Below are 14,303 nucleotides of genomic sequence, written 5' to 3'. Positions count from 1 at the left end.
GCATGGCCTCCAGTCTCCCTTCCTCACCCGGCAACCGGCGTAGACGTGACCAGCCCTGATGGTCCACGCCAGCTTGCGCCCGCAGTGCCCTCGGAAGGACTGCCCCGGCTGAACCAGCCATGAGCACGTTGGCATTCATACGCGCCACAACCCGCGCTCAAGCCACGGCGGCTTCGCCCCATGCCGCACAGCACAAACGAAAAGGCCCCCCGGCGTACCGGGGGGCCCAGAGAATCCTTCGTCCGCAGGGGGCTAGGCTTCCTGCTTCACCTTGGACTTCTTCATGGTCAGGCCGATGCCCTCGAACAGTTCGAAGATGGCGAAGCCGTACCACATGGTGTAGATGACGTAGAAGACGAGCAGACCGGTCATGATGCCCATCTTGTCGGTCACCTTCGCGGCATTGATGCCGTAGAAGTTGTAACCGGGTTCGATGGCCTTCTTCATCACCATGTCCACAGCCTGCGATTCGGGGATGAGCTTGGCCTTCTGCAGGGCCTTGATCATGCCGGCGTAGGCTTCCCACGAGGCTTCCATGGCATCGGCGGCTTCCATGCCGTAACGGGCGGAAACAGCAGCCGCATCGTTATGGTACATGGAGTCGGCGTCCTTCACGGTGGCGCTCAGCAGCGCACCGAGGTCGCCCTTCACCTTCAGGATTTCACCTTCAGCCGTGGCCGTCATGCCAGCGGCGGTGAACACCTTCGCGGCATCGGCGGCCTTGTCGGCCTTCTTCACCGTCACAGCAAGGTCAATCTGCTTGCCAGCGAGACCGTCGACCTTCTTCTGCACTTCGGGGATGAAGTACGAGGAACCCTTCGACAGCTTGTTGAACAGGTCGTCCGCATAGTGCAGACCGTTTTCCTTCTTGCCCGAGTCGGTCGGGAAGACCGGCGTCATGATGACTACGAAGACTGCGGCGAAGGAGACCAGAAGCAGCAATCCCTTCATGAAGCTCGACTTGTTGTTGATCATCTTACGCCTCCGCTCTCAGCTTGCCTATGTTGGCGAAGAACTTACCGAAGACCCACACGCCGAACACGGCGACCACCACCCAGAAGATGATGTTGCCGAAGAACTCGACGTTGGTGACGAACGCCTTGGGCAGCGACACCATCTCCAGTTCCACCAGCTTCTTGGGCAGCGTGGCGGCACGGTTGATGAAGCCCGCGATGATGGAGACGGCGTAGAAGCCGCGGATATGGATGCCCTTGACCACCTTGGTGGTCAGCGCACCGATCTGGATGCCGAGCAGCGAACCGAGCAGCATGCCCATGGCCAGCGTGTAGAACACGAAGCCGTAGATGGCGTACTGGGCGATGGCGCCGAGACCGGCGGTGAAGATGATCTGAAGGATGTCGGTACCCACGGTGGTCATGGAGGACACGCCGAAGATGTACACGAACATGGGGAAGGTGACGAAGCCGCCGCCGACGCCCATGATGGCCGCGAGGATACCCACCACGACGCCGCCTGCGGCAACGATCCAGCCGGAGATGCGACGGCCGCCGGGCACGAGGTCTTCGTCGAAGGTGATCATGGGGGGCACGTTCATGCCCTGCAGCTTCACGGAGATGGCCGTGGTGCCGGAACCGCCGCCGTGGGCGTCACCGCCGCCGCCTGCACGGCTGGCCTTGATGAAGTCATACAGCGCGTAGAAGCCGAGGAAGCCCAGAAGCACCGCGTAGATGGTGCTGATGAACAGTTCGGAGAGCAGCGGGTCCTTGTTGTACAGGCCCTTGTTGATGGCGCCGCCTATGAACGTACCGCCACCGGAACCGATGAGGAAGAACACCGCCAGCTTCACCGACACGTTACCCAGCTTCTTGTGCACCGTGGTGCCCATGATGGCCTTGGCGAAGATGTGGAAGAGGTCGGTACCGACGGCGAGAATGCCCTTGACCCCCGCGGCCATGAGTGCCGGGGTGATGATGAAGCCACCCCCCGCACCGATACAGCCGGTGATGAGGCCCGCCGCAAGACCCACTGCGATGGAGACGAAGAAGATCTTCGTCGTGTAGAAGGCCGGGGCGTAGGCGGTCTTGCTGCCAAGCACCGCACCCGCTTCGGCGAAGTTGAACAGGAACACGGGCACCAGCATCGCAAGCAGGATGAGCATCTTCTTGCGGTTGCGGATGATGGACGTGGAGACCTCGATATCCCACTTGGCGTGGGCCACGGCTCCTGCCTTCATGAATTCATATACGTCTCTTGCGAAACCCATTACGTGACTCCTCCGTAAATCTGCACGCAGTTTCGGAACCTAGTGTCGCACCCCCTGCCGCAGCCCTGCGGCGGAGACACGCGTTCACAAAAGCAACGGGTGTGCCATACCGTACCCACAGGCATGGTTTTATTCATAACCAACTGTAGTAAAAGATTTTTATAAGTCTGCGACCTCCTTCCGGGCATCCACCGTCAGCATTCTTGCCAGATGTAGCCCGCAATCTAACGTCTTAACAGCAACACACCAGAATATAATGATAAAGTCACACACAGCACACCATCAACGCCCACGATACCCGGTGTCAGCTTTTTTTACAGCTATAAAGATATCCTGCGCCACGACGAGACGTTGCGACGCGCCTTGCCGCGCCCCTTGAATCTGTACAGGGCAGGGCGGCATGCAGTATGAAGGCGGGCATGAACATCCGCGCCTGCATCTTCGACCTTGATGGAACCTTGCTGGATACCTTGCGAGACCTTGCCGAGGCTGGCAACGCCGCACTCATGGCGGGCGGACATCCCGCACATCCTGTCGACGCCTACAGGCACTTCGTGGGTGATGGGATGGAGACTCTGCTACGCCGCGCCCTGCCTCCCGGCAGCCCCGAAGAGGCTGTGCGCCGGGGGGTGGAACGCATGGGCGTGGCATACAGGACCGCGTGGGACGTGTTCACAGCGCCCTATCCGGGCATCATGCCCATGCTTGAAGCCCTCGGCATCAGGGGCATCCCCATGGCAGTCCTCTCCAACAAGCCCCACCCCTTCACCGTGGAGATGGTCGAACACTATTTCGGCCCTTCACGCTTCGGCATGGTCGCCGGGGCGAAGGACGACGTACCCCGCAAACCGCACCCTGAAGCGGCACTGCGCATGGCATCGGCGTGGGGCATCGCGCCTTCCGAGGTAGCCTTCGTAGGCGACAGCAACGTGGATATGCGTACCGCGCTTGCGGCGGGCATGGTCGCGGTGGGTTGTCCGTGGGGTTTCAGAGGTACGGAGGAATTGAAGGCCGCCGGGGCGCACCTGCTTCTCGAGGCTCCGGGTGACCTTCTGTCCCTTGTCGCCACGGCAGTGCGCTGACCGGCCCCTCACGCGGCAGGGGATGGCGCGGCACGGCATGATACCGGTCCGGTGCTGCCCCACGCGCCCGATGCAACCGGAATGAAACCGGATATGTTCACGCCCTTGTAGGCAGCCCATGGGCACATCGATTCGCACCCGGCAGGCGATTTGAACAACCCGCCTCGCTACGGCGTCCTCAATCCGAGAAGGTCTCTGCCAATTCGCGGCGCAAACCACCATCGGGCGTATCAAGCACACGGCGTAGTGCTGCCACCACCTCCGGCGCGTAGCGCGTCCCTGCGTGGCGTTCCACCTCGGCAAGGGCCACTTCGACGCCCAGCGCCGGACGATAAGGCCGGTGGCTGCTCATGGCCTCCACCACATCGCACACGGTGACGATACGTGCTTCCTGCAGGATGGCGTCACCACGCAGGCCGCGCGGGTAGCCTGTTCCGTCAAGCCGTTCGTGATGCTGGTAGACCACCTCGGCGACAGGCCCTGAGAAGGGCACGTCGTGCAGCACCTCCCACCCCTGTTCCACATGACTACGGACGAGGGCCATCTCCAGCGTCGTCAGCTTGACGGGTTTGACCAGCACCTCCGCCGGGATGGACACCTTGCCTATGTCATGGAGAAGTGACGCCGTTTCGAGTGTCTCGAGACTGGCGGCCCCCATGCCAAGTTCCTGCCCCACCGCCACGGCAAGCCGCGCCACCCGCTGCTGATGAAGGGCCGTGTACGAGTCGCGCAGTCCGGCGGCACGCGACAAGGCGCGTACCGTGCCTGCCAGTGCACCACGCAGGTCACCCAGATGGCGGGCCCGCGCCTCCTGCAATCGCCAGCGGTCGGTGATGTCGCGGGCGAGGGCCGAGACACCTACGATTCGCCCCGCATCATCCTGAACCGGCGAAAGGGTGAGCGAAACAGGAAAGACCTCGCCCCCGGCGCGACGGCGCAACGTCTCCACCCGCACCGTCTCGCCCCCGCGAAGCACCCTGTCGTGCAGCCCGACGGCCTCGTACTTACGGTCTCGTGGCATCAGCAGCATGACATCTTGGCCGACCACCTCGTCACGCCGGTATCCGTAGGTGCGTTCGGCCCCCGGATTCCATGCGGTGATGCGCCCTTCACCATCGAAGGCGACGATGGCGTCGTCGATGAACTCGACCATGGCCCCAAGCCGCAACCGCTCGGAAAGTTGCCGACGCCGCTCGGTGATGTCGGTGATGACCACAACCGCACCGTTACCTGAATCGACGGCCGGGGGTCTGCGTTCCTGTTCCAGCACAGGGGCCACGCGCACACGGAAATGCCTTTCTTCACCGTGCATGTTCCATCTGCGCTCGAACTCCGTGGGCCCGCATGGCGCAAGCTCATCCGGTTCGAGCCCCGGCAGGCAGGTTTCGAGCCTGTCGCCGATATGGCACGAGGGCGCAACGCCCAGCATCCGCACAGCCGCCCCGTTGCAATCGAGAATCCGTCGCCGGCCGTCGATGACAAACGCCGGCTGCGGTAACGACTTGAAGATGGCCCTGTAGCGCGTATCCAGCCCCATGCAACCTCCACGGCGATGGGATCCACCGTTAGAATCTAATGCCCATCCTCCTGTACCTACAGAGCTTTTGTGACACAAGCAAGGATATATTCGCCAACCGTGACAACCGGAGAGGAGCGACTCCCGGGATACTGCGCCGGAAAGATAACCCGGCTGCTACGTCCGCAAGTGGACACGCGCAACCCTCGTGCTGTATGACGCGTATTGCGTCGACCTCTCCCACCTCAAACGCAGGGGATACCCCATGTCCACACGCTGGCTTCTGCTGGCCGCCTTCGCCGCCGGTGCGGCCCTGTTCTCGTCGTTTCTCAAGGCGCTGTTCTTTGCCGCCTGCCTTGCCTGTGCCTTCCGCCCCTTGAGCAGACGTCTGGAAGCGTGGCGCGGCCCGCTGGTGGCCGCCGGTCTCACCACGGCGCTGGCAGGCATGTGCCTCGTCATCCCGGTGGCGGTGGTGGGCAGCCTCGCCGCACCGCAGGCGGTGCAGGGCCTTGCCGTACTCGACGGTCTGCGCGAATCGAACTGGTTCACCAGCCCTGAGGCCCAACAACTTGTGGATGACATCGACGCACGGCTACGCGACCTGCCGGGGCTGGAGGGGGGTCTGCGCGGGCTTGCACGCAATGCGGCGGGCATCCTCGGCACCGCGGCGCGGACGGCGCTGGCGGGAGGGGTGGGCCTTGCGGGCGGTGCGCTCAACGCCGTGCTTCAGGGCTTCATCGTGCTGATGCTCATCTTCGTGTTCACCGCCTACGCCCGGCACATCCAGCGCTTCGCGCTGGCGTTGCTGCCCATGCCCCGCGCGATGCTCGACCGTTGCGTCACGGCCTTCAGGGGGGCTGTGGTGGGTGTGCTGGCGGGCGTGGTCCTTGTGGCCGCCATACAGGGCGTGCTGTGCGGCATCGGCTTCGCCGTGGCGGGCGTACCGCAAGCGGCATTCTGGGGATTCATCGCCGCGATGGTGGCGCCCATCCCCGTGGTGGGCACCATGGCGGTGTGGATTCCCGCCTGTGCGTGGCTGTGGTTCGCAGGCAAGACCACGGCGGCCATCGGTCTCGTGCTGTGGAGTGCCATCATCGTCTCGGGGTCGGACAACATCCTGCGGCCCATCTTCCTGAAGACAGGCATCGAAGCCCCCATCGCACTGATATTCCTTGCCATCATCTGCGGTCTTGCAGCCTTCGGCCCCATGGGGCTCCTGCTTGGGCCCGTGCTGCTTGCCCTCGGGCTGCAACTCGCACGCGAAGGACTGCCCGGCGCACCCGGCGTATCAGGCGTTTCTGGCGCGGTCGAACCACGAGAGTAGCTATCCGGTCGTTACCGCCGAGATGTTTCGATGCACCACGGCCTCGCGGTAACGCCCGATAAAACCCGATGGCACCTTAGGGCACCTGATGACGCCTGTGTCGGTGTCTTCCGGTGCCTGTCGGGGCCTGATGGGGTCTGTTGCGATGCCATACACCGCACATGACGAACAAGCGAGGGTCAACGGCGCGGGGATACGCCAACGGCGTCGGTCACCTAGTAGACCCTGCGCCTGAACAGCCATGTCGCCACGGTCATGCAGAAAAGGCCGATGGCGGCAAGCGGCCATAGTTCACGGGCCAGCACCGCCGCGTCGGCCCCTTCGAGGAACACCGAACGGATGATGACGAGGATGTAGCGCAAGGGGTTCACCACCGTCATCTGCCGCACCCCGTCCGCCATGTTGGCAACGGGCGTGGCGAAGCCGGAGAGGATGACGGCGGGCATGGTGAACAGGAAGGTTCCCAGCAACCCCTGCTGCATGGTCGCCGCCAGCGACGAGACCATGAGCCCCACGCCCACGACCGAGAAGAGAAAGAGCCCCAGCCCCGCATACAGCGTGAGAAGGCTGCCCCGCATGGGCACGTCGAACCAGTAGACCGCAAGGCACAGGATGCCCGTCACCTCCACGAGGCCGATGACCATGCCGGGCACCGCCTTGCCGACCAGCACCTCCGCAGGGCGGTACGGGGCCACCAGCAACTGGTCGAAGGTGCCCTGTTCACGTTCCCGCGCCACCGACAGCGCCGTCACCAGCAGCGTGACCACCAGCGTGACCATGGCGAGGATGCCCGGTACGAAGAACCAGCGGCTGAGCAGGTTGGGGTTGTACCACGCCCGCATCACCAGATTCGCCGGAGGCCCTGCCCCGGAGATGCGGTGCAGCACCGTCTCGTTGTATCCCGCCACCACGGTCTGGAGGTAGTTGACCGCCAGCGTGCCCGTGTTGGAGTTGCGCCCGTCCACCACCGCCTGCACGGTCACCGCGCCGGAGTGCACGGCGCGCTCGAACCCCTGCGGGATGCGCAGGGCCATGACCACCTCCCCCCTGTCCACGGCATCCGCCATCATGCGGGCGTCCGTGGCGACGAGGGCCACGCGGAAGGCGCGTGAACCCTCAAGCCGCGCCAGAAGTTCGCGCGACGCACCACTCCTGTCCTCGTCCATGACGGCGCAGGGCACCCTCTCCACATCGAAGGTGGCCGCGTACCCGAACACGATGGTCTGGATGAGCGGAGGGATGATCACCACCACGCGACTGCGCCTGTCCTTGAACAGGGCGAGGAACTCCTTGCGGATGAGCGCCATGATGCGGACGAGCGTCTCCATGCCCTACTCCAGCCTTTTGTGCATGCGCCGCCGCGCAAGGCCCAGCAGCACGGTGGCGAGGATGGCAAGCGCCAATGCGTCGGGCAGCAGCACCGCCGTGACGTCGCCCGCGAGGAAGATGGTCTTGAGTGACGAGGCGAAATACCGCGCTGCGATGAGGTGCGACACGGCACGGATGGGCGCGGGGGCCGCTGCGAGGTCGAAGATGAAACCCGACAGGAAGAAGGCCGGGAGGAACGCCACAAGGATGGCAGCCTGTCCGGCGACGAACTGGTTCCGCGCCAGCACGGAGATGAGCAGCCCCATCCCCAGTGCCGCCAGAAGAAAGAGCGAGGCCATGCCAAGCAGCACGAGTGCCGAGCCCCTCAATGGCACGTCGAACAGCCACAATGCCAACGAGGTGCACAGCCCCATACCCGCCATGCCGAGTACGAAGTAGGGCAGCAGCTTGCCCACCAGCAACTCGCCGATGCGCACCGGGGTCACCAGCAGCGCCTCCATCGTCCCCCGTTCCCACTCGCGGGCCATGACCAGTGCCGTGAGCAGTGTCCCGATGAGCGTCATCACCAGCACCACCAGCCCCGGCACGAGGTAGTTGCGGCTTTCAGCCTCGGGGTTGAACCACACGCGCGCACTGACGTTCACGGGCGGCCCTCCCCGCAGCGGGGTGCCGTCATCCTGCATCGTGACCATCGACGGGTAGCCGGGCCTGCCCGTCGCCCGCGAGGCAAGCCACCCCTGCCATGCCCCGTTCACGTAGCCCATCACGAGGCGCGCCCTGTTGGCGTCCACACCGTTGACCACCAGCTGCACCACCGGGGTGCCTCCCGCTTGCAGACCGCGGGCGAACCCTTCGGGGACACGCACCATGGCCTCCACTCGTCGCTGACGGAAATCCTCGAGGGCCGCCGCCGCATCCCGGTACACCGCCCCCTTGAAGGTGGTTCCCGAAAGGAAGCGCGCAGCCAGCGACTCGGCCTCGTCGCTGCGCTCGTCCAGCACCACCGCCACGGGGATGTTGCGCGCGTCGAGGCTTACGCCGTAGCCGAAGAGCAGAAGCAGCACCACGGGCATGACGAGGGCGATGGCTATGCTGCTGGGGTCGCGCACAATCTGCAACGCCTCCTTCACCAGCAGCCCGCGCATCCGCATCAGATAGGCCTGCAACGGCGAGACATCGTCCTTCGCACGTGTCGCGGCCCGCTCAGCCCGTTCAGCCCCTCCCGCCCCTTCCATGGCAGGACACACCGCGCCGTCAACGGACGGTCCCGGATGCGACGGTCCCGGACGCGACGATGCCGGACATACCGTGAAAGACGGCGCGTCATCGTGCGAAGGTGGTGACAACCGTGCCGGGGACGTCTCCGGAGACGTCCCCGGAGAGGACGACAGGCCCGTCGTCTCCCCTTGCGGCCCCTCAAGACCAAGAGAGTCCGGAACAACAGCGGCGTCCCCCGAGGTGGATTCCCCGGCTGGCGCCCCACCCTGCGGCGACGCACGACGGCGTTCCACCAGCGTGATGAACGCCTCCTCGATGGACGTTCCGCCGCCAAGCGCGCGTACGTCGTCGGGTGTCCCCAGCGCCAGCAGTTCACCCCCTGCCAGCACTGCCAGCCTGTCGCAGTACTCCGCCTCTTCCAGAAAATGTGTCGTGACGATGATGGTGACCCCGTCCCGCGCAAGCCCCGTGATACGACGCCAGAAAGCGCGGCGCGCCAGAGGGTCCACGCCCGAGGTCACCTCGTCCAGAAAAAGGATGCGCGGTTCGTGCAGCAGCGCACACGCCAGCGCAAGGCGTTGCCTGTGCCCAAGCGGCAGCGTCCCCGCTGCGGTATCCCGCCACGGGGCCAGCCCCATCTCCTCCAGCGCCCAGAGGATGCGCTCGTTGCGACGCGCCCCCCGCAGCCCGTAGGCCCCGGCGTAGAAGTCGAGGTTCTCGCGCACCGAAAGCCCGCCATATTGCGAGAACCGCTGCGCCACATACCCCACCTGCCTGCGTGCCTCGGCCGCCGCCGTACGCAGGTCGACCCCGCCCACACGCAGCGTTCCCGCCGTGGGCGGCAACAGGCCGCACAACATCCTGAAGGTGGTGCTCTTGCCCGCGCCGTTGGGCCCCAGCAGGCCGAACACCTCACCCTGCCGCACATCGAACGAGACGTCATGCACGGCACGGAACGCCCCGAAACGCCGTTCGAGACCGCGCACCTCCACAAGGGCAGGTCCCGGCACGGCATGCGGGTGCGCCCCTTCACTGGAGTGCCCCGTCACCGTGTCATTCCCAGAGGATGCCAGCACCACAGGGCGCGATGCCGACGACGAGGCCCCATCTCCGTCTCCGACGGGTGGAGGTGTGACCGTACGAAGGTCATCCCGCCCCTCCAACATGTCCGGCCCTGCCCTTCCGACTCGCCCTGCCACCCCACCCGACGCGCCTGACGCACCAAGAGCACCAGAGACGTCGGCCTCGGCGGGTGCGACATGGGTGAGGTTCTGCCCCTCCCCTGCGGCGTCGGGAGCAGATGGCGTCTCGCCGTCGGCCCTGCGGCGTCGGAAGAGGGCCATGAAACCGTCCTCGAAACGTAACGGACGGGGCATGAACGGGCCGTCACCCGGTAGACTCTCCACAGTCCGGGGCGTCGCGCACAGCAGGTGCACGCGGCCGTCCCGCACCGTCGCATCCAGCACGCCCGGCACACCGTACAGTCCGTGCTGCACCTCGCGGGGGGGCCTCCCGTCTGGTGCGACGGCAAAGGCGCATCCCGCAAGACCCTTGAGGTAGTCTGCGGGCTGGGCGTCACCCAACACCCTTCCCCCGGCCAGCACCAGCACCCGGTCGCACATCTCCGCCTCGTCGAGATAGGCAGTGCTGACGAGTACCGTGATGCCGTCCTCCCGGACGAGACCATGGACGATGTTCCACAACTCACGGCGCGACAGGGGGTCGACCCCTACGGTGGGTTCATCGAGAAGCAGCATGTCGGGCGACTTCACCAGCGTGCAGGCGAGGCCCAGCTTCTGCTTCATACCGCCCGAAAGCCTGCCAGCCAGCCTGTCCATGAAGGGGGCCAGCCCCGTCAGGCGCATGAGATGCGGCCAGCGACGCTTACGCGCTTCGTACGTCACGCCTTGCAGGTCGGCGTAGAGGGTGAGATTCTCGGCCACGGTGAGGTCTTCGTACAGGCCGAAACGCTGCGGCATGTAGCCGATGCGCGACTGGATGGCGAGCGGGTCACGCACAGCATCATGACCGAGCACGGTCATCTCGCCCTCGTCAGGGACCAGCAACCCGGCGGCGATGCGCAAGAGCGTGGTCTTGCCAGCGCCATCCGGCCCCACGAGGCCTGTCACCGTGCCTCTCGCGAGTGATACGGTGACACCATCAAGGGCACGGACACGCGCCTTGCCGGAACCGAAGCCCCGAACCAGCCCCCGGCACAGGAGCGCAGCCCCTTCGCCTTGCACCGTGCACACCGCGCGAGGGACTTCATGTGCCTTGCCGTGGCCCTGACGACGGGTCACGAATCGTGCCCCCCGCCATGCGCCGCACCGCTCGCCGCAGCAGCGCTCTGGCCAGCGTCCCCCCTGTGCGGCATCGCACGTGACCTGTTGCTCGCAAGTGGCCCGCTGTCGGAGGCGTTCACGTCTCCACCCGAAGAGGCTGCAGAAGGAGCGAGGGACACCAGCCGTACCGTGGCGGGCATGCCGAGTCGCAGCAGCCCTCCCGGGTCATCCACGAGCACCCGCACCTCGTACACCAGCGATGTGCGCAGTTCAGGCGTCTCCACATTGCGGGGCGTGAATTCGGCAGACGCGGCCACATGGGCCACCCTGCCCGCGAAGACCTTGCCCGGTGCGCCGTCGACGGACACCTCCGCCGCGCGCCCCGGGACCATGGTCGCAAGCATGGACTCCGGCACGAAGACCCGCACCCACTTCACCCCGGTGAGGTCGATGGTGCACACCGGGCGCGACGGGGCAGCCATATCGCCCGGTTCGAGAAGGCGCTTGCGCACCACACCCGCCGTGGGGGCGACGAGCACGCTCTCCACACGCCGCCGCTCGAGCACCGCCAGTTCCTGACGGCGCGCCGCCAGTGCGGCCCGCGCCTCATCGATGTCTTCGGAACGCGGCCCCTCGCGCACCAGCGCGAGTTGGGCCCTGGCCTGCGCGGCGCGGCCCTCGGCCACATCACGCGCGGCACGGGCGTTCTCCTCATCCTGCGGGGCCACCCCCCCGACGGCGAGCAACGCGGCCATGCGCGCATGAACGGCACGGGCATTGACCGCATCGGCTGCCGCCGCCGCCACGTCGGCCTCCGCACGGCGAATCTCCTGCGGGCGGGACCCGGCTTCAAGACGGGCGAGGACGGCCTCTTGTGCCCGCACCGTGGCACGGGAACGGGCAATCTCAAGGTCGAGGCGCTCCGTTTCCAGCGTGGCGACCACATCCCCGGCGGCAACGGCGTCACCCTCGTCCACTTGCACCGTGGACACACGTTCTGCATCCTTGAAGGCGAGGTCCACCTGCCGATGGTCGATGTTCCCATGCAGCACTTCCGGGCCATCTCCGGGCGCATGCCGGGTCACGTACCACCCCGCAGCGCTCGCCACACCCAAAAGAACAAGGAGAACGAAAAGGCGTTTCTTCATGCAACGCTCCTGTGTGACGGCTTCGAAACAGGACGGTGCGGGGCTTCAGGTCATGCCCGTGAAGGCTGGCGTGATGCGGCCTGCAACGTGTTCCGGCGAGATTCCGCACCCGGTCTACCGCCCGGTGTCCCGTGACACCCTGCACCGGATGCCGCTGTACGAAGGCCCACCTTCACATCCCGTCATACACCTTGGCCTATCGCTACCACAAAGCCATGGCAGGAGCGAGGATGGGCTCAGGTTCCTTCAGACTGCGTACCCGAACAGGAACATGTTCCCTCAAAGGAACATCGTTGGTGGAACCGTTCCATTCCCTTCCCGCAAACACACACGAGAAACACGACATCGAAGATGTAACCATCTGTGATTGAACACCTAAAAGGCATGGCACTCCATTTGCTCATGGCAAGGTAAACTTTTGCCCTCAGGAGTGTCCCATGTCCCAGAACGTCATCTCCCAGCCTGTCGAAGCCCAGCAGAGTTTCGCACGGGCCGTGACGGAGAGCCTTCCCGGCCTGCTGCTGGTCTGTGCGGTGGCCCTCGTCGCCAGCTTCGTGGCACCCAAGCTTGAAGCCTATCCGCTGTTCAAGACCTATCTCTCGCTCAAGGACTTCATCCTCGCCATCATCTTCGGCATCATCATCCGCAACACCGTGGGCGTTCCCGCCGTGTTCCAGCCGGGGCTGCGCTACTCGACCATCATGACCAAGACGGGCATCGTCATCATGGGTTCCAGCTATTCGCTGGCTGGCCTTGTCTCAGTGGGTGCACAGGCGCTGGTGTTCATCGCCGTGTTCCTGTTCGGAACGGCGCTGGTCATGATGTGGCTGTGCCGCAAGGTCGGCATGTCCACGCCTCTTGCCGCGTGTCTCGCGGCGGGCATGTCGGTGTGCGGCGTTTCCGCCACCATCGCCATCGCCCCCGCGGTCAAGGCCAAGAACGAGGACATGGCCTACTCCATCGCCGTGGTGCTCATGTTCGGCCTGCTGGCGCTCATCGCCTTCCCGCTCATCGGCAAGGTGTTCAACCTCACCCCCGAGCAGTTCGGTGCCTTCGCGGGCGTCGGCATCGTCAACTCGGCGCAGGTGCTGGCCGCGGGCTTCGGTTTCAGTCAGGAAGCGGGCATCGTCGCGGGCATCTACAACATCGGCCGCGTGGTCTTCCTGCCCTTCGTGGTGCTGATGCTCGCCATCATGGCCGCCGCACAGGAAGCCGAACAGGGCAACGAAGTCGCCAAGATCAACAAGTGGCAGATGATCCGCGACAAGTTCCCGCTGTTCGTCCTGGGCTTCCTCGCCATCGTGTGCCTCAACACGGCGGGCGTTCTCACCAAGCCCGAAGTGAAGATGGCCAAGCACTTCATGGAATGGGCCTTCCTGCTGGGCTTCGCCAGCATCGGTCTCACCACCCGTCTTTCCGACCTGCGCGCTGCGGGCCTCAACGGGTTCCTGTTCGGCTTCGGCGTAGCTGGCCTCAAGGCCGCCCTCGCCCTTGCCGCTGTCCTCCTCTTCATGAGCTAAAGGAGCATAACCATGTCGTTCTTCAAGTCCCTCTCCAAGTCGCGCCGTCAGGACGCCATCGTCGTCTTCCTCGGTTTCGCCGTGATCACCCTCGCCAAGTTCCTCGCCTAGCATCACTGGGCATCACCAGCATCGCCAGCACAACGCCGCCGCCGGAACCCTCCGGCGGCGGCACCACACAAGGAGAACGCCATGCGACGCATCCTTCTCGGCAGCGACGGTTCCGTAGAGGCACGGCACGCCGAAGACCACGTCATCGCCACCCTCCGCCGCGAAGGCGGCAGCGTGATGGCCCTGCATGTTGTGGATACCGACCTCATGCATTATGGCTTGGTGGACCAGCTTGCCACGCAGAGTGACAAGGAGACCTTCCTAAACTACGTGCGCGAGCAGGGCGAGAGCGAATGCGAGGCGCGTCTGGGCGGTTTCGTCGAGCGGGCGCGCAAGAGCGGCGTCCACGCGCTGCTCGGGGTGCGATGGGGCGAACCCCTGCGCGAGGTACTTGCCGCCGCCACCGAGAACGGCGCAGACGAGATAGTGCTGCCCCCGCACAGCTGGGGCATGGACTTCACCACCCCGCATCTCGCCGAACGCCTCAACCGTTCGAGCCCTTGCAAGATAACCATCATGGCCTAGGCCCGCGACGGGCCGAAGGCCCAC

10 protein-coding genes are annotated in these 14,303 nt (G+C 65.2%); 4 read left to right on the top strand and 6 right to left on the bottom strand.

Translation table 11 applies throughout. The annotated features are described in order from the left end of the window. Positions 1-252: 252 nt before the first annotated feature. Both DVU_RS00650 and DVU_RS00645 read right to left on the bottom strand, forming a co-directional pair. Positions 253-975 (bottom strand): hypothetical protein, encoded by a 723-nt coding sequence (locus DVU_RS00650; protein WP_010937444.1) that lies wholly within the window; start codon positions 973-975, stop codon positions 253-255. A 1-nt stretch (position 976) separates the two neighbouring features. Then, on the bottom strand, positions 977-2,224 hold the full coding sequence (locus tag DVU_RS00645; protein WP_011793113.1) for a sulfite exporter TauE/SafE family protein: 1,248 nt from the start codon (positions 2,222-2,224) through the stop codon (positions 977-979). A gap of 419 nt (positions 2,225-2,643) precedes the next feature. Here DVU_RS00645 and DVU_RS00640 point away from each other — a divergent pair, with 419 nt between their 5' ends. Continuing rightward, positions 2,644-3,306 (top strand): HAD family hydrolase, encoded by a 663-nt coding sequence (locus DVU_RS00640; RefSeq protein WP_010937441.1) that lies wholly within the window; start codon positions 2,644-2,646, stop codon positions 3,304-3,306. Between the two features lie 178 nt (positions 3,307-3,484). On the opposite strand, the gene DVU_RS00635 is transcribed toward DVU_RS00640, so the two are convergent. After that, on the bottom strand, positions 3,485-4,843 hold the full coding sequence (locus DVU_RS00635; RefSeq protein WP_010937440.1) for a PAS domain S-box protein: 1,359 nt from the start codon (positions 4,841-4,843) through the stop codon (positions 3,485-3,487). A 244-nt stretch (positions 4,844-5,087) separates the two neighbouring features. Here DVU_RS00635 and DVU_RS00630 point away from each other — a divergent pair, with 244 nt between their 5' ends. Beyond that, positions 5,088-6,146, top strand: coding sequence for an AI-2E family transporter (locus DVU_RS00630; RefSeq protein WP_010937439.1), 1,059 nt, complete (start codon positions 5,088-5,090; stop codon positions 6,144-6,146). 215 nt (positions 6,147-6,361) lie between these two features. Here DVU_RS00630 and DVU_RS00625 read toward each other — a convergent pair whose 3' ends face one another. From DVU_RS00625 to DVU_RS00615, 3 genes are read right to left on the bottom strand one after another with little or no spacing between them, the layout of a single operon-like run. After that, complete coding sequence (locus DVU_RS00625) at positions 6,362-7,474, bottom strand: ABC transporter permease (protein ID WP_010937438.1); 1,113 nt, start codon at positions 7,472-7,474, stop codon at positions 6,362-6,364. Positions 7,475-7,477: 3 nt separating this feature from the next. Then, positions 7,478-10,993 carry an ATP-binding cassette domain-containing protein gene (locus DVU_RS00620; RefSeq protein WP_010937437.1) on the bottom strand — a complete coding sequence of 1,172 codons (3,516 nt, stop codon included), beginning with the start codon at positions 10,991-10,993 and terminating at the stop codon, positions 7,478-7,480. Further along, on the bottom strand, positions 10,990-12,123 hold the full coding sequence (locus DVU_RS00615; RefSeq protein WP_010937436.1) for an efflux RND transporter periplasmic adaptor subunit: 1,134 nt from the start codon (positions 12,121-12,123) through the stop codon (positions 10,990-10,992). The genes DVU_RS00620 and DVU_RS00615 overlap by 4 nt, the downstream gene beginning before the upstream one ends. Positions 12,124-12,560: 437 nt before the next feature. Between DVU_RS00615 and DVU_RS00610 the strand changes: the two genes are divergently transcribed. Beyond that, on the top strand, positions 12,561-13,643 hold the full coding sequence (locus DVU_RS00610; protein ID WP_010937434.1) for a YeiH family protein: 1,083 nt from the start codon (positions 12,561-12,563) through the stop codon (positions 13,641-13,643). 192 nt (positions 13,644-13,835) lie between these two features. Beyond that, a complete protein-coding gene (locus tag DVU_RS00605; protein ID WP_010937432.1) occupies positions 13,836-14,279 on the top strand; it encodes a universal stress protein in 444 nt (147 codons plus the stop codon). Positions 14,280-14,303 lie beyond the last annotated feature (24 nt).

Origin of the sequence: Nitratidesulfovibrio vulgaris str. Hildenborough (genome assembly GCF_000195755.1) — a bacterium.
In the GTDB taxonomy this organism is placed as follows: domain Bacteria; phylum Desulfobacterota; class Desulfovibrionia; order Desulfovibrionales; family Desulfovibrionaceae; genus Nitratidesulfovibrio; species Nitratidesulfovibrio vulgaris.
This window is presented reverse-complemented; position numbering and strand designations above follow the sequence as displayed.